The organism is Bradyrhizobium sp. KB893862 SZCCT0404 (genome assembly GCF_018130885.1).
Taxonomy (GTDB): Bacteria; Pseudomonadota; Alphaproteobacteria; order Rhizobiales; family Xanthobacteraceae; genus Bradyrhizobium; species Bradyrhizobium stylosanthis.
Map to the genome: position 1 here is coordinate 235,490 of NZ_JAFCLT010000009.1, position 20,352 is coordinate 255,841.

At 66.0% G+C, this 20,352-nt stretch carries 17 protein-coding genes; 7 read left to right on the forward strand and 10 right to left on the reverse strand.

Translation table 11 applies throughout. From position 1 onward, the window contains the following. Window positions 1-59: 59 nt before the first annotated feature. Complete coding sequence (locus tag JQ617_RS30910; protein ID WP_145658086.1) at window positions 60-1,007, reverse strand: alpha/beta fold hydrolase; 948 nt, start codon at window positions 1,005-1,007, stop codon at window positions 60-62. A gap of 235 nt (window positions 1,008-1,242) precedes the next feature. Between JQ617_RS30910 and JQ617_RS30915 the strand changes: the two genes are divergently transcribed. Both JQ617_RS30915 and JQ617_RS30920 read left to right on the forward strand, forming a co-directional pair. After that, window positions 1,243-1,710, forward strand: a complete 468-nt coding sequence (locus JQ617_RS30915; protein WP_063687776.1) for an Hsp20 family protein — start codon at window positions 1,243-1,245, stop codon at window positions 1,708-1,710. A 350-nt stretch (window positions 1,711-2,060) separates the two neighbouring features. Next, the gene (locus tag JQ617_RS30920; protein ID WP_212029617.1) at window positions 2,061-2,831 is read left to right on the forward strand and encodes an alpha/beta fold hydrolase; all 771 of its coding nucleotides are present in this window, start codon (window positions 2,061-2,063) and stop codon (window positions 2,829-2,831) included. Between the two features lie 143 nt (window positions 2,832-2,974). Here JQ617_RS30920 and JQ617_RS30925 read toward each other — a convergent pair whose 3' ends face one another. Next, window positions 2,975-3,793: a hypothetical protein gene (locus JQ617_RS30925; protein WP_212029618.1), complete on the reverse strand. Its 819-nt coding sequence runs from the start codon at window positions 3,791-3,793 to the stop codon at window positions 2,975-2,977. A gap of 491 nt (window positions 3,794-4,284) precedes the next feature. On the opposite strand from JQ617_RS30925, the gene gltB reads away from it, so the two are divergent. Further along, window positions 4,285-9,018: a glutamate synthase large subunit gene (gene gltB, locus JQ617_RS30930; RefSeq protein WP_212029619.1), complete on the forward strand. Its 4,734-nt coding sequence runs from the start codon at window positions 4,285-4,287 to the stop codon at window positions 9,016-9,018. 159 nt (window positions 9,019-9,177) lie between these two features. Next, a complete protein-coding gene (locus tag JQ617_RS30935) occupies window positions 9,178-10,629 on the forward strand; it encodes a glutamate synthase subunit beta (RefSeq protein WP_212029620.1) in 1,452 nt (483 codons plus the stop codon). Between the two features lie 208 nt (window positions 10,630-10,837). Here the strand turns inward: JQ617_RS30935 and JQ617_RS30940 are convergent, their stop codons facing one another. After that, window positions 10,838-12,580, reverse strand: a complete 1,743-nt coding sequence (locus JQ617_RS30940; RefSeq protein ID WP_212029621.1) for an outer membrane beta-barrel protein — start codon at window positions 12,578-12,580, stop codon at window positions 10,838-10,840. 191 nt (window positions 12,581-12,771) lie between these two features. Here JQ617_RS30940 and JQ617_RS30945 point away from each other — a divergent pair, with 191 nt between their 5' ends. Next, window positions 12,772-13,779: a KpsF/GutQ family sugar-phosphate isomerase gene (locus tag JQ617_RS30945; protein WP_212029622.1), complete on the forward strand. Its 1,008-nt coding sequence runs from the start codon at window positions 12,772-12,774 to the stop codon at window positions 13,777-13,779. 103 nt (window positions 13,780-13,882) lie between these two features. On the opposite strand, the gene JQ617_RS30950 is transcribed toward JQ617_RS30945, so the two are convergent. Next, window positions 13,883-14,440 (reverse strand): carboxymuconolactone decarboxylase family protein, encoded by a 558-nt coding sequence (locus tag JQ617_RS30950; protein ID WP_212029623.1) that lies wholly within the window; start codon window positions 14,438-14,440, stop codon window positions 13,883-13,885. A 71-nt stretch (window positions 14,441-14,511) separates the two neighbouring features. Here JQ617_RS30950 and JQ617_RS30955 point away from each other — a divergent pair, with 71 nt between their 5' ends. After that, window positions 14,512-14,838, forward strand: a complete 327-nt coding sequence (locus JQ617_RS30955; RefSeq protein WP_212029624.1) for a winged helix-turn-helix transcriptional regulator — start codon at window positions 14,512-14,514, stop codon at window positions 14,836-14,838. Window positions 14,839-15,020: 182 nt separating this feature from the next. Here JQ617_RS30955 and JQ617_RS30960 read toward each other — a convergent pair whose 3' ends face one another. The 5 genes from JQ617_RS30960 to hemH form a co-directional block, all read right to left on the reverse strand. Next, a complete protein-coding gene (locus tag JQ617_RS30960) occupies window positions 15,021-15,464 on the reverse strand; it encodes an NfeD family protein (protein WP_212029625.1) in 444 nt (147 codons plus the stop codon). 51 nt (window positions 15,465-15,515) lie between these two features. Then, entirely contained in the window at window positions 15,516-16,520 is a 1,005-nt protein-coding gene (locus JQ617_RS30965) for an SPFH domain-containing protein (protein ID WP_063686969.1), read from the reverse strand. 201 nt (window positions 16,521-16,721) lie between these two features. Then, window positions 16,722-17,249, reverse strand: a complete 528-nt coding sequence (locus JQ617_RS30970; protein ID WP_249157697.1) for a hypothetical protein — start codon at window positions 17,247-17,249, stop codon at window positions 16,722-16,724. Window positions 17,250-17,367: 118 nt separating this feature from the next. After that, a complete protein-coding gene (locus tag JQ617_RS30975; RefSeq protein WP_212029626.1) occupies window positions 17,368-18,336 on the reverse strand; it encodes an ABC transporter substrate-binding protein in 969 nt (322 codons plus the stop codon). Window positions 18,337-18,340: 4 nt separating this feature from the next. Further along, window positions 18,341-19,378: a ferrochelatase gene (gene hemH / locus JQ617_RS30980; protein WP_212029627.1), complete on the reverse strand. Its 1,038-nt coding sequence runs from the start codon at window positions 19,376-19,378 to the stop codon at window positions 18,341-18,343. 82 nt (window positions 19,379-19,460) lie between these two features. Between hemH and JQ617_RS30985 the strand changes: the two genes are divergently transcribed. Continuing rightward, window positions 19,461-19,859, forward strand: coding sequence for an MAPEG family protein (locus tag JQ617_RS30985; protein ID WP_212029628.1), 399 nt, complete (start codon window positions 19,461-19,463; stop codon window positions 19,857-19,859). 7 nt (window positions 19,860-19,866) lie between these two features. Here the strand turns inward: JQ617_RS30985 and JQ617_RS30990 are convergent, their stop codons facing one another. Beyond that, window positions 19,867-20,304 (reverse strand): acyl-CoA thioesterase, encoded by a 438-nt coding sequence (locus JQ617_RS30990; RefSeq protein WP_212029629.1) that lies wholly within the window; start codon window positions 20,302-20,304, stop codon window positions 19,867-19,869. Window positions 20,305-20,352 lie beyond the last annotated feature (48 nt).

Genomic DNA, 20,352 nt, shown 5'->3' on the forward strand with positions numbered 1-20,352 from the left:
CGTGGATGCCCGGGACGAGCCCGTCATGACGGAGTTTGCGGCGCGATCTCGCGCGCTTCTCACTTGAACAGCGGCGTGCCCGGCACGAAGGCGTCGAAGGCGGCCCAGAACTGGGAGCGGTAGCGGTCCTGCTCCTGAAGGATCTCGTGCTTGGCGCCCGCGATCACGAGATGCGAGCCGGCACGCAAATGATAGGCGAACTCCTCGATCGCCGCGGTCGAGACCACGGCGTCGTTGGAGGCCGCCAGCATCAGGATCGGCTGGCGGATCTCGGAGGGGTAGTTCATGCCCCGGAAGGTGTTCATGGCGCGGAAAGCGGTGTCGGCCCAGGCGACCGTGGGTGACGCCAACCCGAGCGTCGGATCCTCCTCCAGGATCGCGGCGTTGCGCGCATAGCGGACGGGATCGCTGGTCAGGGGATTGTTGATGAAGGGGTCGAGCCCGGTGATGCGGTCGCTGCCGCCGGGAACATAGCGGCCGCCCATCCCCATCAGGCGCATCGTCTTCAGCAGCGCGCGCGCCGGAAACGAGGTGGAGCGGCCGGGCAGGTCGATCATCGGCGCCGACAGCACCATGCGGTCGAACCAGCGCTTGCCGGAATGCGCCACGCGCAGCATCACCGTGCCGCCCATGGAGTGGGCGAGCGCGAAGAAGGGCGGCGGGCAGTCCGGCAGCACCACCTGCTGCACGAAGGCCTCGACGTCGATCTCGAAATCGGAGAAGTCGCGCACATAGCCCTTGCGCGGGTCGCGCAGGCGGCGCGACGAATGCCCCTGCCCGCGCCAGTCGATCATCGCCACGGCGAAGCCGCGGTCGCGCAGATCGCGCACGGTCTCGAAATATTTCTCGATCTGCTCGCTGCGCCCGGTGAAGACGCAGACCGTGCCTTTGCGGTTCGCCGGCGGCGCCCAGCGCGCAAAGCGCAGCTCGACGCCATCAGGGGTCTTGATCGTACCGCTGACGACGTCTTCGGGAACGGGGTTGGAGGGAATCGAGACCAGCGTCATGATCGGGAGTGCTTGGGCGCCAAGTGCTGTACTCAAGTGCTGCAAATCAAGGGGCGGGAGCGCCGAAAAGGCGCTGTTGCCGCCCTCTTGAACGCCGTCTCGTTCCACCCATATCACCTTCGTGCAGGCCGCTACCAGTGTTTCGGAACCGGAACATCAGGCTGCACACAGACTAAAGCCCGGCCCGATTGGCGGGCGGGTTACTCAAAACAGTCGCTCAATGGAGGACTTGACCATGCGTAGCTACGATCTCACCCCGTTTTATCGTTCCACCGTCGGCTTCGACCGTCTCTTCAACCTGCTCGACCAGGCAAGCTCGGACGGCAGCCCCGGCTATCCCCCCTACAACATCGAGCGCACCGGCGAGAACGCCTACCGCATCACCGTCGCGGTCTCGGGCTTTGCCAAGGATGAGCTCTCCATCGTCGCGAAGGAAAACACGCTGACGATCAAGGGCGAGAAGGTCGCCAACGAGAACAGCAAATCCGAAGTGCTCTATCGCGGCATCGCCGCGCGTGCCTTCGAGCGCGCCTTCCAGCTTGCCGACTTCGTGCAGGTGAAGGACGCCTCGCTCGAGAACGGCCTGCTTCACGTCGATCTCGTTCGCGAGATTCCCGAAGCCAAGAAGCCGCGCCAGATCGCGATCAACGCCGGCGCTGCGAAGGCGCAGGTGATCGAGAACTCGGCCGCGCAAGCCGCCTAAGCAGCACTCGACTTCCAGGTTGCGAGAACGCCCCGGTGCCCCGGGGCGTTTTTGTTGTGCGCTGGCCTCGCTCTGGTCGTCCCGGCGTCCCCCAACGTCGTCCTGGCGAAAGCCGGGACCCATTACCCCAGAGAGACGTTTGGCGAAGATTCGGAGTTCGGTACGTCTACCGCGCGCCACCGATAGACCTCGCGGTATGGGTCCCGCCCCCCCCCCAGCGCGCAATTGCGCGCTAGGCCGGGACGACAGCGGATATCTACCGCACCGCATCACAGACTGGTGAGCGGCGTAACGGCAGCATTGCGCACTCCGTCCTTTGGGCATCGAACCCAAGACAACGGAGACCGATCTTGACCCTTTGGCGCAGCCTTTTCGTCGCCGCGAGCCTGCTGGCGGCCCCTCTCAGCCTCGCGCATGCGCAGACACCGCAGACGGTGAAGGCGAAGAACGTCGTGCTGGTGCACGGCGCCTGGGCCGACGGCTCGAGCTGGTCCGAGGTGATCCCGATCCTCCAGGCCGCCGGCCTCAACGTCACCGCCGTGCAAAATCCGCTGTCGTCGCTCGCCGATTCCGTCGATGCCACCAAGCGCGCGCTGGCCGAGCAGGACGGACCGACCGTGCTGGTCGCGCATTCCTGGGGCGGCACCGTGATCAGCCAGGTCGGCACCGATCCGAAGGTCACCGGCCTCGTCTACATCGCGGCACGCGCGCCCGACGCGAATGAGGATTTCGTCGCGCTGTCCAAGCAGTATCCGGCAGGCCCCGCACGCGCCGGCATCGTCGAGCGCGACGGCTACACCAAGCTCTCAGAAGACGCGTTCCTGAAGTACTTCGCCAACGGCGTGAAGCCGGAGCAGGCCAGGGAGCTCTACGCGGTGCAATGGCCGACGGCGGCCTCGATCTTCGCCGGCCGCACCACGGAAGCGGCGTGGCATTCGAAGCCGAGCTGGTACGCGGTCTCGAAGAACGACGGCACCATCAATCCCGATTTCGAGCGCTTCCTTGCCAAGCGCATGAACGCCACCACGATCGAGCTCGACGCCGGCCATCTCTCGCTGGTGTCGCATCCGAAGGAGGTGGCGAATCTGATCCTGGAAGCGGCGGGATATCCGCGGAGCTGACCTTCATCGCAACAACGTAAAAGCGTCCGAAATTTTTCGGGCCCTTTTGTTTTGCGCAACTCTGTCCCAGCCGTCGTCCCGGCCTAGCGCGCAATTGCGCGCGGGGCCGGGACGACAGCGTGGGTGGGACAAAACCACCAACACTAATCCAGCCCCTGCGCGGCCGGCATCTCCTGCGTCGGCTGGATCGTTGCCGCGGGCTTGGCCCGGCCGACGGTTGGCGCGTTGGCTTGCGGCGCGGCTTCGGCGGGCTTGGCCTGCACAGCGGCGGCCTGCTGCTGCGGAGGTTGTGCCTGTGCGGGCTGAGCCTGCGGCGCCTTAACTTCGGACGCCTTGGCCTCTGGCGCCTGGACCTGCGGTGCCGGTTCAGCCGGCTTCACCGCCGCGACCGGGACCTCACCGCGCTGCGGAGCGGCCTTGGGCAGCGGCACGGTGCGCTTGGCGACATGCGGGATCGCGGCCGGCGGGCGCGGCGGGCCGCTGCGGACCACGGTCGGCGGCGGCAGCGCGGTTTGCGGGCCGTAAGAGCCGACCGCGCGCTCTTCATAGGACGGCGCCATGCCGTAGGCATCGGCGGCCGGCATAAAGCGCAGGATTCGTCCGTCACGGGCATCGATCACCAGCCGGCCGTCGTCGCCGCGGCGGTCGATCACCGCGATGGTGTAGACGCTGCCGCGCAGGCGCGGGATGCCGAGCGGCGAGAAGCCGTTGTCGCGCAGGACGGCGTAGACCTCGGTCGCCGGCAGCAATGCCGGGGCCGGGCCGCGCTCCTCATAGCCATAACCGTAGCCATAACGCGGCGGTGGTGGCGGCGCAGCGTCCGGCGGCCCATAGGGTCCGTCGAAATCCGACACCGCGATCATCGCCCCTCCCGAGATACCGTTCGCGGGAACTTGCGCTTGAACCGAGCTTGCGGCCATCGCCAGCGCGGCGGCGGCCACACATCCTGTGAAAAACTTCATGGTCGAGACGCTCCTGTCAGACCCCGAACGGAGGCGCGCTCTTTCGCTTCTCGCGGCGTGGCGCGCCTTCCGAAGGGCCGATCCGAAGCTTCATTGGCGATTTCGGCGTCTGCAGGGCCGGATCAGGGCGCGTTTGCTTCAAAACCGGGGCCGCGCAACTTTCGGAAAGCGATTGATTGACATATCGGGAATCGGGACTTCCGCGCGCTTGTGTGATAGACAAAAATTTGGCAAGGTGCTGGTTAGGACAGGAAGACTGTCTTAATTTTCTTTGCAGTTCCGGCATACGGATTGCAACGAAAGTCGGTGCTTTCGAGCACAAGAAGGCAACAGGCAAAGCCGTTCTCGGGGACGAAGAACGCCTTGGCCTGAATTTAAGAAAATGCGGCTCGCAACGGACGAGCGGTGACCCAGAGGCGGGTGCCGCGGTACGCCCAAGGTGCGCCGAAGATGGCGGTGAGACAGCTTGCCGCATGGAGAGGATTGGAACAATGAACGGGTCGCAATTCGAGCGCGCAAGCATCGTGGCAGAAGAGCTGTCGGCGACGGTCGCCTCGAAAACGACCGATCCGATTCAGGAACACAATTCGCGCCCGCCGGCCGTTGGCCTCTACGATCCGAGCCTGGAGAAGGACAGCTGCGGCGTCGGCTTCATCGCCAACATCAAGGGCAAGAAGTCGCACGAGATCGTCTCGGACGCGCTGAGCATTCTCTGCAATCTCGAGCATCGCGGCGCCGTCGGCGCCGACCCGCGCGCCGGTGACGGCGCCGGCATTCTCGTGCAGATCCCGCACGCCTTCTTCAGCCGCAAGGCGAAGGAGCTCGGCTTCGCGCTGCCGGCGCCCGGCGAATACGCCATCGGCGCGCTGTTCATGCCGCGCGACACCGCCTGGCGCAACGTCATCAAGAGCATCATCGCCGACCAGATCAAGGAAGAGGGCCTGACCCTGCTCGGCTGGCGCGACGTGCCGACCGACAACTCCTCGCTCGGCGTCACCGTGAAGCCGACCGAGCCCGCCTGCATGCAGGTGTTCATCGGCCGCAACGGCACCGCCAAGACCGAGGACGACTTCGAGCGCCGGCTCTACATCCTGCGCAAGTCGATCTCGCAGGCGATCTACCAGCGCCGCGACCGCGGCCTTGCGGGCTATTACCCCTGCTCGATGTCGTGCCGCACCGTGATCTACAAGGGCATGTTCCTCGCCGACCAGCTCGGCAAGTACTATCCCGATTTGCACGAGAAGGATTTCGAGAGCGCGCTCGCGCTGGTGCATCAACGCTTCTCGACCAACACTTTCCCGGCGTGGTCGCTTGCGCATCCCTACCGCATGATCGCGCATAACGGCGAGATCAACACGCTGCGCGGCAATACCAACTGGATGGCGGCGCGCCAGGCCTCGGTGAGCTCCGAGCTCTACGGCAAGGACATCAACCGGCTCTGGCCGATCTCCTACGAAGGACAGTCGGACACCGCCTGCTTCGACAACGCGCTCGAATTCCTGGTGCAGGGCGGCTATTCGCTGCCGCACGCCGTCATGATGATGATTCCGGAGGCGTGGGCCGGCAATCCCTTGATGGATGAGAAGCGCCGCGCCTTCTACGAATATCATGCCGCGCTGATGGAGCCGTGGGACGGCCCCGCCGCGATCGCCTTCACCGACGGCCGCCAGATCGGCGCCACGCTCGACCGCAACGGCCTGCGGCCGGCGCGCTATCTCGTAACCAAGGACGACCGCATCGTCATGGCGTCCGAGATGGGCGTGCTGACGATCCCCGAGGACCAGATCATCACCAAGTGGCGCCTGCAGCCCGGCAAGATGCTGCTGGTCGATCTCGAGCAGGGCCGCCTGATCCCGGATGACGAGATCAAGGCCGAGCTCGCCAAGAGCCATCCCTACAAGGAGTGGCTGGAGCGGACCCAGATCGTGCTGGAAGAGCTGCCGAAGGTGCCGACCACCGGCGTGCGCTCCAACCTGTCGCTGCTCGATCGCCAGCAGGCGTTCGGCTACAGCCAGGAAGACATCACCATCCTGATGACGCCGATGGCCTCCACCGGCGAGGAAGCCGCGGGCTCGATGGGCAACGACACGCCGATCTCGGCGCTGTCGGACAAGGCCAAGCCGCTGTTCACCTACTTCAAGCAGAACTTCGCGCAGGTCACCAACCCGCCGATCGACCCGATCCGCGAGGAGCTGGTGATGAGCCTCGTCTCCATCATCGGACCGCGGCCGAATCTGTTCGACCTGCAGGGCCTTGCCACCACCAAGCGCCTCGAAGCGCGCCAGCCGATCCTGACCGACGCGGATCTCGAGAAGATCCGCTCGATCTCCGACGTCGCCGAATCGCACTTCAAGTCGCGCACGCTCGACACGACGTTCCACGCCGGTCTCGGCGCGGCCGGCATGGACCAGGTCTTGGACGAGCTCTGCGCGCGCGCCGAAAGCGCGGTGCGCGAGGGCGTCAACATCATCATCCTGTCCGACCGCATGGTCGGCACCGACCGCGTGCCGATCCCGTCGCTGCTGGCCTGCGCCGCCGTGCATCATCATCTGATCCGCACGGGCCTGCGCACCTCGGTCGGCCTCGTCGTCGAATCCGGCGAGCCGCGCGAAGTGCATCACTTCGCCTGCCTTGCCGGCTACGGCGCCGAAGCGATCAATCCGTACCTCGCGTTCGAGACCATCGTCGCGATGAAGGACCGCCTGCCCGGCTCGCTCGACGACTACGAGATCGTCAAGCGCTACATCAAGTCGATCGGCAAGGGCCTGCTCAAGGTGATGTCCAAGATGGGCATCTCGACCTACCAGTCCTATTGCGGCGCGCAGATCTTCGACGCGGTCGGCCTCAAGGCTGATTTCGTCGGCAAATTCTTCGCCGGCACGCACACCCGCGTCGAAGGCGTCGGCCTTGCCGAGATCGCGGAAGAAGCCGTGCGCCGTCATGCCGACGCGTTCGGCGAGGCGCAGGTCTACAAGACCGCGCTCGACGTCGGCGGCGAATACGCCTATCGCAGCCGCGGCGAGGACCATGCCTGGACCGCCGAGTCGGTCGGGCTGCTGCAGCACGCCGCACGCGGCAATTCGCTGGAGCGCTACCGCGCCTTCGCGAAGATTCTCAACGAGCAGTCGGAGCGGCTGCTGACGCTGCGCGGCCTGTTCCGGATCAAGAACGCCGACGAGGAGAAGCGCAAGCCGGTGCCGCTCGACCAGGTCGAGCCGGCCAAGGACATCGTCAAGCGTTTCGCCACCGGCGCGATGAGCTTCGGCTCGATCTCGCGCGAGGCGCACACCACGCTCGCGATCGCCATGAACCGGATCGGCGGCAAGTCGAACACCGGCGAAGGCGGCGAGGAAGCCGACCGCTTCAAGCCGATGCCGAACGGCGATTCCATGCGCTCGGCGATCAAGCAGGTCGCCTCGGGCCGCTTCGGCGTCACCACGGAGTATCTCGTCAACTCCGACATGATGCAGATCAAGATGGCGCAGGGTGCCAAGCCCGGCGAAGGCGGCCAGCTGCCCGGCCACAAGGTGGACGCAACCATCGCCAAGGTCCGTCACTCGACCCCGGGTGTCGGCCTGATCTCGCCGCCGCCGCACCACGACATCTACTCGATCGAGGATCTGGCGCAGCTGATCTACGACCTCAAGAACGTCAACCCGACGGGCGACGTCTCGGTCAAGCTCGTCTCCGAGATCGGCGTCGGCACGGTCGCCGCCGGCGTCGCCAAGGCGCGCGCCGACCATGTCACCATCGCAGGCTTCGAGGGCGGCACCGGCGCTTCGCCGTTGACCTCGATCAAGCACGCCGGTTCACCTTGGGAGATCGGCCTCGCCGAAACCCACCAGACCCTGGTGCGCGAGCGGCTGCGCAGCCGCATCGTGGTCCAGGTCGACGGCGGCTTCCGCACCGGCCGTGACGTCGTGATCGGCGCGCTGCTCGGAGCCGACGAGTTCGGCTTCGCCACCGCGCCCTTGATTGCGGCGGGCTGCATCATGATGCGCAAGTGCCATCTCAACACCTGCCCGGTCGGCGTCGCCACCCAGGACCCCGTCCTGCGCAAGCGCTTCACCGGCCAGCCCGAGCACGTGATCAACTACTTCTTCTTCGTCGCGGAGGAAGTCCGCGAGATCATGGCCTCGCTCGGCTTCCGCAGCTTCAACGAGATGGTCGGCCAGGTTCAGCTGCTCGACCAGACCAGGCTGGTCGCGCACTGGAAGGCCAAGGGGCTCGATTTCTCGAAGCTGTTCGTCAAGCAGAAGGAAGAGAAGGGCCAGAAGATCTATCACTCCGAGCGCCAGAACCATCATCTGGAGGCGGTGCTCGACCGCACGCTGATCGAGAAGGCGACGCCTGCGCTCGACCGCGGCGCGCCGGTGAAGATCGACGCTGCGATCAACAGCACCAACCGCTCTGCGGGTGCGATGCTGTCGGGCGCGGTCGCCAAGATCTACGGCCATGCCGGCCTGCCGCATGACACGATCCATGTCAGCCTCAAGGGCACCGCCGGCCAGGCCTTCGGCGCCTGGCTTGCCCACGGCGTCACCTTCGAGCTCGAAGGCGAAGGCAACGACTATGTCGGCAAGGGCCTTTCGGGCGGCAAGATCATCGTCAAGCCGCCGCGGAACGGCGGCATCGTGCCGGAAGAGAGCATCATCGTCGGCAACACCGTGATGTACGGCGCGATCGAGGGCGAGTGCTACTTCCGCGGCATCGCCGGCGAACGCTTTGCCGTGCGCAATTCGGGCGCGGTCGCCGTCGTCGAAGGCGCGGGCGATCACTGCTGCGAATACATGACCGGCGGCATCGTGGTCGTGCTCGGCAAGACCGGACGCAACTTCGCGGCCGGCATGTCGGGCGGCATCGCCTACGTGCTCGACGAGACCGGCGATTTCGACAAGCTGTGCAACATGTCGATGGTCGAGCTCGAGCCGGTGCTGTCGGAAGAGCTGATCAACGCCGGCACCTATCACCACTCCGGTGACCTCGAGGCGCATGGCCGGGTCGACGTGTTCAACAATTTACTCGCCTCCGACGTCGAGCGGTTGCACGTCCTGATCTCGCGCCACGCGAAAGCGACCGGCTCCAAGCGCGCCGCCGACATCCTTGCCAATTGGAAGGACTGGCTGCCCAAATTCCGCAAGGTGATGCCGGTCGAGTACCGGCGCGCGCTGCGCGAAATGGCCGCCAACGCGGACGCCGAGCCGAAAATCGCGATCGGGGCGTAGGTAAGAAGCCTCGTGGTGAGGAGGGGCGAAGCGCCGCCTCGAACCATGAGACAGCCATCCGAGCCTTCATCCTTCGAGACGCGGCGCAAAGAGCGCGCCGCTCCTCAGGATGAGGGGTGAAAGAACAAAACGAACTAAGCGGCAGGGACTTCGGGTTTAATGGGCAAGATCACGGGTTTTCTGGAAATCGAACGGCACGACCGCAAGTACACCCCGGTCGCCGAGCGCGTGAAGCATTACAACGAGTTCGTCGTTCCCTTGAGCGAGAAGGAAGTGCGCGACCAGGCCGCGCGCTGCATGAACTGCGGCATTCCCTATTGCCACGGCACCGGCTCGGTCGCGCCCGGCACGCCCGGCTGCCCGGTCAACAACCAGATCCCCGACTGGAACGACCTCGTCTATCAGGGCAACTGGGAAGAAGCTTCGCGCAATCTGCACTCGACCAACAATTTCCCAGAGTTCACCGGCCGCATCTGCCCCGCGCCGTGTGAAGCGTCCTGCACGCTCAACATCGACGACAACCCCGTCACCATCAAGACCATCGAATGCGCGATCGTCGACCGCGCCTGGGACAATGGCTGGCTGAAGCCTGAGATCGCCGCCGAGAAGACCGGCAAGAAGGTCGCCGTGATCGGCTCGGGCCCGGCCGGCATGGCCTGCGCCCAGCAGCTCGCGCGCGCCGGCCACGACGTGCACCTGTTCGAGAAGTACGCCAAGGCCGGCGGCCTGCTGCGCTACGGCATCCCTGACTTCAAGATGGAGAAGGGCGTCATCGACCGCCGCGTCAAGCAGATGGAAGGCGAAGGCGTCACCTTCCACTACAACAGCCATGTCGGCGCCGACGGCAATGTCGACCCGCGCGAGATGCTCAACGAGTATGACGCCGTGGCGCTGACCGGCGGCGCGGAAGCCCCGCGCGACCTGCCGATCCCCGGCCGCGACCTCGCCGGCATCCACTACGCCATGGACTTCCTGCCGCAGCAGAACCGCCGCGTCTCCGAGGAGCCGCTGGGCGGCGTCCAGGAGATCCTAGCCGGCGGCAAGCACGTCGTCGTCATCGGCGGCGGCGATACCGGTTCGGACTGCATCGGCACCTCGCTGCGCCAGGGCGCGCTGTCGGTGACCCAGCTCGAGATCATGCCCGCCCCGCCCGAGCGCGAGAACAAGGGCCTGACCTGGCCGAACTGGCCGCTGAAGATGCGGACGTCCTCCAGCCAGGCCGAAGGCGCGGTTCGCGAATTCGCCGTGCTGACCCAGAAGTTCTCGGGCGAGAACGGCAAGGTCAAGAAGCTGCACTGCGTGCACGTCGACGACAAGTTCAAGCCGATCGCCGGCACTGAGTTCGAGCTCGACGCCGAGCTCGTGCTGCTCGCCATGGGTTTCGTGCACCCCGTGCACGAAGGCCTGCTCAAGCTGCTCTCGGTCGACCTCGACCCGCGCGGCAACGTCAAGGCCAACACGCTGGACTACCAGACCTCGCGCCCCAACGTGTTCACCGCCGGCGACATGCGCCGCGGCCAGTCGCTGGTGGTGTGGGCCATCCGCGAGGGCCGGCTGTGTGCACGGTCGATCGATACATTCCTGATGGGGAAGACGGATCTGCCGCGCTGAGCTGTTGCTCCGCCGCCAGTTCAGCAAACAGTGTCATCGCCCGGCTTGACCGGGCGATGCAGTATTCCAGAGACGTCAAACGTATACGGATAGGCCGCGGCGTACTGGATGCCCCGGTCAAGCCGGGGCATGACAGCGGAGTGGGTGGCGAGAGCGGCGCCAACCAGGCCGCATACGCAATCGCTCAAACGCGATGCTTCGCCCCTCGCTAGTTCTGCAACCTCACCCCGACCATCACCACCGTCCCCTGCGAGCTCGAGGCCGACTGGTTCGAATCCAGGATGTCGTGGCGCAGTGTGCCCTTGATCCAGATGTTGCGGTTGAGCTTGTAGATCAGATTGCCTTCGAGCGAGTAGGTTTTGTCGTTGCGGCCCTGGTTCTGGTAGTCGTAGGTGCCGTAGGTGAACTTGCCGACCGCGGTGAGCCAGCGGCGGAAGTCGTGATCGACCTCGACGCCGTAGGTGTGCACCAGCACGCCGGAGGAGCCGGGGACGGTGGTCTCGTTGATCTGCGTGTCGGTGGCGAGCTTCACGGTGGTGAGGCCGCTCGCGTTCCAGATCAGCGAGCCCGAGGTGAGGAAGCCCGCGAGCTGGCTGAGGCGCGGGTCGACATAGTTGCGCGCGGAATAGCCGACCGAGACCTCGCCGGTGAGGATGCGCGAGAACTCGAAGGACGTGCCGACCTTGGCATAGCCGCCGTCTGAATCGCGCAGGAAGCCGTTGCGGTCGGCGGCCTGGTCGTGGACGCGGGTGTCGCCCTGGATCTCGACGAACGGCTTCAGGCCCGGCTTGAGCTCGTAGGAGAAGCGGCCGACGCCGCCATACTGGTTGAAATCGCGGTCATCGTTGCTGAAGGTCGAGCCGTCGGTGAGCTTCGAATTGGTGTAGGCGGTGCGGTCGAAGGTGGCGCCGGCGGCGACCTGGAAGCGGTTGAAGGTCTGGTCGAAGCCGACCGTGGTGCCGTAGGTGGCGTAGACGGGATATTTCTGCAGGCCGGCCTGCACGTTCGGGCTGCCGGGATTGTCGGTGGCGAGCCGCAGGCGCAACTGCGAGGTCAGCTTGAGATCGCGATTGACGTCGAGGCGGCCGTCGACATGGCCGGTGAAATCGGGGCGATCGATCTCGACCGGCGACGGCGAGGCAAAGCCGTCGATCGTCGCCGGCATGTTGTTGGTGTAGCCCGAGAACGAGCCGCGCAGGTCGGCGACCAGCGCGTGGCGCTCCCAGTCAGACTGGACGAGAAGGTCGGGCGCGACGACGTAGACCGGCGATCCCACGGGCTTGTTGAGGCGCGCCGGGTTGGTGTCGTAGCCGGCGGAGAGCTCGAGCCCGCCCTTGATCAGGAAGCTGCCGGCGTAGTCGCCGACCGCGCCGAACGCGTCGTCATCGGCCTTGAGACGGCGGCGCAGCGGCTGGCCGGGCACATTGCCGGCCATCGCCGGCGGCACCGGCGGCTTGTGCGCGGTCTCCGACGGCGGCGGCGCGATGCGCGGCGGACCAAGCGTCCTCGCCGGCGTCACAGGCGGCGGTGCCGAGCCGGGGCCGAGCGGGCGCTTCGGCTTGGCCTGGCCCGGATAGAACTTGGGCTGCTGCCGCTTGCGGTTCAGCGAGTCGTAGCCGGAGCCGCTGGCGCCATTGGCCGCGGGCAGGCCGTAGGTCGGCACCTGGCCGACGCGCGAGGTCGCGGGCGCCTGCTGGCTCTTGCGCGGATCGGCCCCGGGATCGGGCAGAGTCGGCAGCGCATCCGACGGCGCCTGTGGCACGCCTGCCGTGCGGCGCGTCGGCAGGGTGTCGGGCGCGGCGAAGCCGCCGCGGTTGGGATTGAACAGGTCGGGCGTGATGCTCTGGGCGGCCGCTGGGGCGCTTCCAAGGGACGTCAGCGCAAGGCACGGCAAAGCGGCGCGCAGGAGATGCGCGCTCTTGCTCCGGCCGGTGCCTGGAGACGACCTCAAGGTGGAATAACTCCAACGAAATCAAACACTTTCGCGATGGTGCCCGCCGGGCGGCGGGAACCATCGTTAATGGAGTTAAAACAATTATGGTTAATGACCGGTTGAGGGCATTGGGGCGCGCGTCGCCTCGCTGGCCGGGGCGTGCTAGAGAGGCGCCAACGGGCGAACGCCCCTCCTCCCTGGACCTCAATATGCCGAGTTCGAAACCGCTGATGACCAAATCATCCGGCTCCATCCCCGACAGCGTCGAATCCGCGCTCCGCACGCTGGAGACCGAGAGCGGCGGCATCAACGCCCTCGCCGCCGCGCTGCGCGGCCCGCTCGGCGAGACCTTCGCCAAGGCCGTCGACCTGATCCACAACGCCAAAGGCCGCGTCATCGTCACCGGGCTCGGCAAGTCCGGGCATATGGCGCGCAAGATCGCGGCGACGCTGGCCTCGACCGGCACGCCCGCTTTCTTCGTCCACACCGCGGAAGCCGCCCATGGCGACCTCGGCATGATCACCAAGGACGACGTCATCATGGCGCTGTCCTGGTCCGGCGAGCAGCCGGAGATGAAGACGCTGGTGAACTATTCGGCGCGCTTTGCGATCCCGATGATCGCGGTGACGTCGAACGCGGCGTCCTCGCTCGGACAGGCCGCCGACATCGTGATCGAGCTGCCGAAGGCCCGCGAGGCCTGCCCGCACAATCTGGCGCCGACCACCTCGACCATGATGCAGGTCGCGATCGGCGACGCCATAGCGATCGCGCTGCTCGAGGGCCGCGGTTTCACCGCGCTGGAGTTCGCGCATTTCCACCCCGGCGGCAAGCTGGGCGCGATGCTGAAATTCGTGCGCGACTACATGCGCACCGGCGCGGAGATTCCGGTCAAGCCCCTGGGCACCAAGATGTCGGACGCCGTGGTCGAGATGTCGGCCAAGGGCCTGGGGTGCGTCTGCATCGTCAACGACGCGGGCGAAGCCGTCGGCATCATCACCGACGGCGATCTGCGCCGCCACATGCGGCCCGACCTTCTGACGGCGACGGTCGACGAGATCATGACGAAGCAGCCGAAGTCCGTGCCGCCCTCGATGCTGGCCACCGAGATGATCGAGGTGCTGAACACCAGCAAGATCACGACCCTGCTGGTGACCGACGCGGGCAAGGTGGCGGGCATCGTGCACCTGCACGATCTGCTGCGGGCGGGCGTGGCGTAGGGCACGCGCGCCTCCACATCGTCATTGCGAGCGCGGCGAAGCAACCCAGACTGCCGCCGCGGAAAGATTCTGGATTGCTTCGCTGCGCTCGCAATGACGGCGGTTAGAGCGCGGCCGGAAACCGCGCCGCGTTCTCCTCCAGCGGCAGCCGCAGCCCGTTCGCCAGATACGACACCGTGCGATAGAAGCCGCACAGCAGCATGATCTCGAGGATCTGCGCTTCGTCGTAATGCGCCGAGAGCGCGGCGAACTCGGCATACGGCAACGTCGCGCCTGTGTGCAGCGCGTCGACGCCTGCGATCAGCGCCTGCTCGGCCGGTGACCAGCAGGCCGAATTCGCATCGCCGTGCACGGTGGCCCGGACCTCCTCATCGCTGAGCTTCGCCGGCCCGGCAAAAATGGCGACATGCACGCCCCATTCGTATTCGCATCGGTTCAGCGCACAGGTACGGTCGATGACGATCTCGCGCTGGCGCAGCGACAACGGCCCCGGGTCAAGCAGCCCGCCGGCGCGGAACTTGTCCCAGACGCGGCCGTGACCGGCCATCACCCGGAACAGCAGCAGCGGCGGCGCGCCGCGCATGATGCGGTCGAACTGGGCCTGGATCTCCGGGGGATAAGGCGGGGCGAGCGGCGCAATGCGCGGCGTGGCCTCGGACATGGGCCGTCTCCTTTGCTACACTTATCGTAGCAATACGCTACATTATCTGTAGCGCGACGCAAGAGGCGACGATGGCGAAACAGACCGGCCCGGCAAGACAGAGCGTCCGCGGCTCACGCACCGGGCGGCCGATCATGGTGCTGCTCGACCTGCTCGGCCGGCGCTGGGCCTTGCGGATATTGTGGGAATTGCGTGACGCGCCCCTCACCTCGCGCGCGCTGCGCACCGCATGCGACGAGGCCTCGCCCACGGTGCTGCAAGCGCGGCTGACGGAGCTGCGCGAGGCGGGTTTCGTGGAGCTTGGCGACGGTGGAGGCTACGGGCTGACGGCGCTGGGGCAGGAATTGTGCGAGACATTCATGCCGCTGCACCGGTTTGCGGAGCGGTGGAAGAAATAAGGTAAGTCGTAGCAAGGCGCTCTGATCTCCCTTCTCCCCTTGCGGGAGAAGGTGGCGCGAAGCGCCGGATGAGGGGTATGCCTCCTCAAATTCGGATCAGCGTTGGAGGAGAGAGACCCCTCACCCGTCTCGCCGCTGCGCGGCGAGCCACCCTCTCCCGCAAGGGGAGAGGGGAAGAGTCACTACGCCGCCGCGACCGTCAGATTGGCGCCGTCGACCTGCACCACCTTCACCTTCGTCCCCGCCGGCGTGTCCGGCCCTGCGACGCGCCAGACTGTGTCGCCGATGCGGACCGTGCCGGAGCCGTCGATGATCGGCTTCTCCAGCGTGAACTCGCGGCCGAGCAGCGCCTCGGTGCGCTTGTTCAGGAACGGGCTCGCACTTTCCTCGGGCTTCGGCCGCGCGAGGCGGCGCCACACCGGCACGGCGGCCGCCGCGAACAGCGCGAACATCACGAGCTGGATCTGCCAGGACAGATGGACACCGAACGAGATCAGGCCCACCAGCAAGGCCGCAAGTCCGAGCCAGAACAGAAACACGCCCGGTGCGATCGTCTCCAGCGCCATCAGGATGAAGCCGAAGATCAGCCAGTTCCAGGTGCCGAGCGATACGAACATGTCGGTCATGACACGACCTCTCCCAAGTGTGGCGCGTACCGTTAGGGCACGCGCCGATCATTATCCCTGCCGCGGGGGCACTGCCGGCGGCGTGGGGCTGGACGGCGGCACCGAGCCGGGACGGCGAGCGGCGGCGGCCGCGGACGCCGCGCTCTCGCCGAACGTGGCCTTCGCGATCTCGCCGATGCCGGCGAGCGAGCCGAGCATCGAAGTGGCTTCCATCGGCAGCATGATGATCTTCTGGTTCGGCGCCTCGGCGAACTGGCCGAACGCCTTGATATATTTGTCGGCGATGAAATAGTTCAACGCGGCGACGTCGCCCTTGCCGATGGCTTCGGACACCGCGAGCGTCGCCTTGGCCTCGGCTTCGGCCAGGCGCTCGCGCGCCTCGGCGTCGCGGAAGGCGGCCTCGCGGCGGCCTTCGGCCTGGAGGATCTGGCCCTGCTTGGCGCCCTCGGCGCGCAGGATCTCCGACTGGCGCTGGCCTTCGGCGGCGAGGATGTCGGCGCGCTTGACGCGCTCGGCCTTCATCTGCCGGCCCATGGCCTCGACGAGGTCGGCCGGCGGCACGATGTCCTTGATCTCGATGCGGTTGACCTTGACGCCCCACGGCGAGACCGCGGCGTCGACGACGCGGAGCAGGCGCTCGTTGATCTCGTCACGGTGCGACAGCACCTGGTCGAGATCCATCGAGCCCATCACCGAGCGGATGTTGGTCATGGTCAGCACCGTGATCGCCTGGTTGAGGTTGGCGACCTCGTAGCTCGCCTTGGCCGCGTCGAACACCTGGAAGAAGGCAACGCCGTCCACCGTCACGGTGGCGTTGTCCTTGGTGATCACCTCCTGCTCGGGGATATCGATCACCTGCTCCATCATGTTGATCTTGCGCCCGACGCGATCGAAATAGGGCACGATCAGATTGAGCCCGGGGCTCAGCGTCTGGGTGTATTTGCCGAACCGCTCGATGGTCCAGTCATAGCCCTGCGGCACCGTCTTCACGCCGGCAATCAGCGTGACGATGACGAGCAAGACAAGAACAATCGCGAAAATGTCGAAACCGCTCATAGCTCCTCCAAGGCGGAAAGGAAGCCGGGAAAAGGCCCTTTCCGGCGCTGTCATTGGTCGGGATCACGACCCTACCGGTTCAGCGGTCGCAATTCACGTCGGTTTGCCGCGATAATTCCGCAAGCACGGCGGCGGATGAATTTATTTGAACCGGCGGCACTGCGGCCATTGAAAAGCGGCGCCGCCCACCCCACCGCCGGCCTAGTTGGACCAACCGAAATTGACCGGCTTCAACCCGACGAGCTCGGGCCGCTCCTTGCGCAGCTTCGCCAGCTGGGCGGCGGTCGGCCTGGTCTCGAAATTGCGCGGCTGCCCCGGAAAGACGGTCGCCACGTAATACAGGCCGGGCGAGACGATATCGATCTTGGGCGTGCGCACCGGCACGAATCCCGACGCCACGCCGTTCGGGAGATAGGTGCCCGGGCGGCCCGTCGTCGTGTAGTTCTGCAGCTCGAGGCCGGTCGTTCCGACCGCGACGGGAATGGCGACAAATCCGTCCGGAGCGAGGCTGATCCCACGCGCATTGATCGCCGGAAAGCCGCTGTGAACGAACTGCAGATAGTTGATCGTCTCGCTGCCGCCGTTGCCGACCACCAGGATCGCCGCATCGCCCTTGACGGAGCTGCCGGCCCGGACCGCGTCCGGATACATGGTGGACGCGACATCGCCGGTCGTATTGCAGCCTGCGAGCACGCAGGTCGCGACAACGACAAATACCCATCTCCGCATTGACCGAAACCCGCCGCCTTGTGCCGTCCGCCGCAGCCACCGAATGGCGACGGACTCCCCACGCCACTATGTCAGACCGTTGCGGCCTGCTCCAGAAGGAGCAGGTGCGGCAGCGCAATTATTCAACCACGGAGTTGGCGATCGCCAGCAGCGAGGGCGAGATCACCAACTCGAGCGACTTGGCCGTCTTCAGGTTGACCGCGAGCTCGAACTTGGTGGGGTTCTGGACCGGGAGGTCGGCTGCCTGCGCGCCCTTCAGGATGCGGTCGATGTAGGAGGCCGCGCGGCGGATCTGCTCGGCGCTGTCGGTGCTGTAGGACATCAGGCCGCCCTCCTCGACGAAGGTGCGGCTCCAGAACACCGCCGGCAGGCGCGCCTGCGCGATCGCCGCCAGCAGCTGCGCGCGGTTGGCCATGGTGAAGAAGTCCGGCAGGACCAGGAAGCCGCCGTCCTTCCGCGAGGCCAGCGCCGCGATCGCAGCGGCATCCTGCACCGGCGCGGGCTCGACGGCGACGTGAAGCGTCCGTGCGGCGTCCTCGATCGTGCGCAGCATCAGGGGCGCGAACGGCGCGGTGGCGGGATTGTAGACGACGAAGACGCGGGACACTTTCGGCGTGACCTGCGTCAGCATCTCCAGCCATTTGCCGGCCAGCGGGCCGTCGTAATCGGTGAAGCCGGTGACGTTGCCGCCGGGATGGGCGAGGTTTTTGACGAAGCCCTGGCTAACGGGATCGGTAACGATCGCGAACACGATCGGGATCGTCGTGGTGCGACGGCGCAGCTCCTCGACCGAGGGCGTGCCGACCGCGAGCAGGATGTCGGGCTTGAGCGCGATCAGTTCGTCGGCGAGCGCGGCGATCCGCACGCGGTCGCCGGCGCCGCTGCGCCAATCGATCCTGAGATTGTCGTGCTCCTTTAAGCCATGGGCCGCGAGCGCCTCGACCAGGATCGCGCTGCGGGTCTGGCCGACGGTATCGTCGGCGGCCGTGACCGAGAGCACGCCGAGCCGGCGCGCCGGCTGCTGCGCCAGCACCGGCGACGGCAGCGCCGCGACCATCCCAAGTGTCAGGAGCTCGCGGCGGTTCACGTGTCTATATCCAGCCCTGGAGTTCGCGCAGCACCAGGGAGCGGATGACGTCCATGCCGGGTCCACTGTCGTTCAGGCAGGGAATCGCGGAAAACTCTTCGCCGCCATTGTGCTTGAAGATCTCGGCGTTCTCCTGCGCGATCTCCTCCAGCGTCTCGAGGCAATCGGCCGAGAAGCCCGGCGTCACCACCGCGATGCGGCGCACGCCCTCCTTGGCGAGCCGCTCCATGGTCTTGTCCGTATAGGGCTGCAGCCACTCGTCATTGCCGAAACGCGACTGGAAGGTCAGCAGCAGCTTCGTCTCGTCCATGCCGAGACGGCGGCGCAGTGCCTCGGTGGTGGCGATGCAGTGGCTCTGATAAGGGTCGCCCTTGTCGACATAGGATTTCGGCATCCCGTGGAAGGAGGCGACGATCAGCTCCGGCTTGAAGGGGAGCGTCGAAAGATGCGTCTCGATCGAGACCGCGAGCGCCTCGATATAGGCCTCGTCCTCGTAGTAAGGCGGCGTCACCCGCAGCGTCGGCTGGTTGCGCAACTGCGCGAGCACGCGGAACACCTCGTCGCAGACGGTCGCCGAGGTGGAAGCGGAATATTGCGGATAGAGCGGCACCGCGAGGATGCGCTCGCAGCCCTTGGCGATCAGCGCGTCGATGCCCGACTTGATCGATGGATTGCCGTAACGCATCGCCCAGTCCACCATGACGTTGCCGCGATCCGACAGGGCGGCCGCCAGCTTGTCGGCTTGCGAGCGCGTGATGGTCTTCAGCGGCGACTCGTTCCGCTCGGTGTTCCAGATCTTGCGGTAGTCGAGCGCCTTGGTGCGGGGACGGCTGCGCAGGATGATGCCGTTCAGCACCAGCTTCCAGACCAGGCCCTGGTCCTCGATGACGCGGGCGTCCGAGAGGAACTCCTTCAGATAGACCCGGACGCCGGGAGCGTCGGCCGTATCGGGCGTGCCGAGGTTGACCAGCAGCACGCCGACGCGCGGCAGGCCGGATCGGGTGGCCGGTTTCGCAGTCTCGAGGGGGACGACGCTGTTCATGGCTGGTTGGGTCGCGCGTTGGTCCGAACTTGTCAAGATGAGGGCGGTTTCGCTAGGGTCGCACCCAAGCGGGGGAGGAACGATGACGCTCGCGGAATGGTGCGTATTCGGGGCGCTGCTGCTCTACCTGTCTACGATCGCCTCGATCAAATGGATCAGGTTTCGTAGCTTCGACAATTCCCGGCCGCGCGATCCTGCCTTCTACGAGGACGCCCTCGCGCAGCGCGCCCTCGGCGCCCATCAGAACGGCATCGAGACCTTCCCGTTCTTCGCCTTCGCGGTGCTGCTCGCCGAATTCAGGGATTCGCCGCAGCGGCTGATCGACGAGCTCGCGGCGCTGTTCCTGATCGTGCGGATCGCCTATGTGCTGACCTATCTCGGCAACCGCCCGACCCTGCGCTCGATCCTCTGGAGCATCGGCCTTGCGATCAATCTCGGGATCTTCTTCATGCCGATGCTGAAGCGGTTTCTGCCGGTGTGAGGCGGCCTCATGCCGGCAGATGACGTTCCCGTGTCGCGATCAGCGTTCGGATCGACGCCGGTATTGCGACCGGACGATGGGTCTGCTGGTTGGTGTAGACCCACACGATCTCGCCGGTCACCAGCGCGTCCTCTCCGCTCTTCAGGAAAATGGCGAGTTCGAAGGTGAGGCTCGAATTGCCGATCCGCGCCACGCGCGCGCCGACGTCGAGCTCCCAGTCGAACCTGACAGGCGCCTTGTATTCGATGACAGACTTGACGACGTGGAAATCGATGCCGCTCGTCTGGGCATCCGCATATTGGTCAAAGCCCAGCGCGCGGAAATACTCGGTGATCGTGGTGTCGAAGTAGGTCAGGTAGTGCGCATTGAAGACGACGCCCTGGCCGTCGATCTCGGAATAGCGCACCCGAAACGGGTGGAAGAACCAGAATTGTTCACGCGACATCAATCCCCCGAGACGTTCCTTGTTGATTTTGACCGCTTGAATAGCCGA

Excerpts from the sequence above, each read along its gene's own strand:
- JQ617_RS30910 (WP_145658086.1), bottom strand. The coding sequence starts at position 1,007 with ATGACGCTGGTCTCGATTCCCTCCAACCCCGTTCCCGAAGACGTCGTC.
- JQ617_RS30915 (WP_063687776.1), top strand. The coding sequence starts at position 1,243 with ATGCGTAGCTACGATCTCACCCCGTTTTATCGTTCCACCGTCGGCTTC.
- JQ617_RS30925 (WP_212029618.1), bottom strand. The coding sequence starts at position 3,793 with ATGAAGTTTTTCACAGGATGTGTGGCCGCCGCCGCGCTGGCGATGGCC.
- gltB (WP_212029619.1), top strand. The coding sequence starts at position 4,285 with ATGAACGGGTCGCAATTCGAGCGCGCAAGCATCGTGGCAGAAGAGCTG.
- JQ617_RS30935 (WP_212029620.1), top strand. The coding sequence starts at position 9,178 with ATGGGCAAGATCACGGGTTTTCTGGAAATCGAACGGCACGACCGCAAG.
- JQ617_RS30945 (WP_212029622.1), top strand. The coding sequence starts at position 12,772 with ATGCCGAGTTCGAAACCGCTGATGACCAAATCATCCGGCTCCATCCCC.
- JQ617_RS30950 (WP_212029623.1), bottom strand. The coding sequence starts at position 14,440 with ATGTCCGAGGCCACGCCGCGCATTGCGCCGCTCGCCCCGCCTTATCCC.
- JQ617_RS30955 (WP_212029624.1), top strand. The coding sequence starts at position 14,512 with ATGGCGAAACAGACCGGCCCGGCAAGACAGAGCGTCCGCGGCTCACGC.
- JQ617_RS30960 (WP_212029625.1), bottom strand. The coding sequence starts at position 15,464 with ATGACCGACATGTTCGTATCGCTCGGCACCTGGAACTGGCTGATCTTC.
- JQ617_RS30965 (WP_063686969.1), bottom strand. The coding sequence starts at position 16,520 with ATGAGCGGTTTCGACATTTTCGCGATTGTTCTTGTCTTGCTCGTCATC.
- JQ617_RS30970 (WP_249157697.1), bottom strand. The coding sequence starts at position 17,249 with ATGCGGAGATGGGTATTTGTCGTTGTCGCGACCTGCGTGCTCGCAGGC.
- hemH (WP_212029627.1), bottom strand. The coding sequence starts at position 19,378 with ATGAACAGCGTCGTCCCCCTCGAGACTGCGAAACCGGCCACCCGATCC.
- JQ617_RS30985 (WP_212029628.1), top strand. The coding sequence starts at position 19,461 with ATGACGCTCGCGGAATGGTGCGTATTCGGGGCGCTGCTGCTCTACCTG.
- JQ617_RS30990 (WP_212029629.1), bottom strand. The coding sequence starts at position 20,304 with ATGTCGCGTGAACAATTCTGGTTCTTCCACCCGTTTCGGGTGCGCTAT.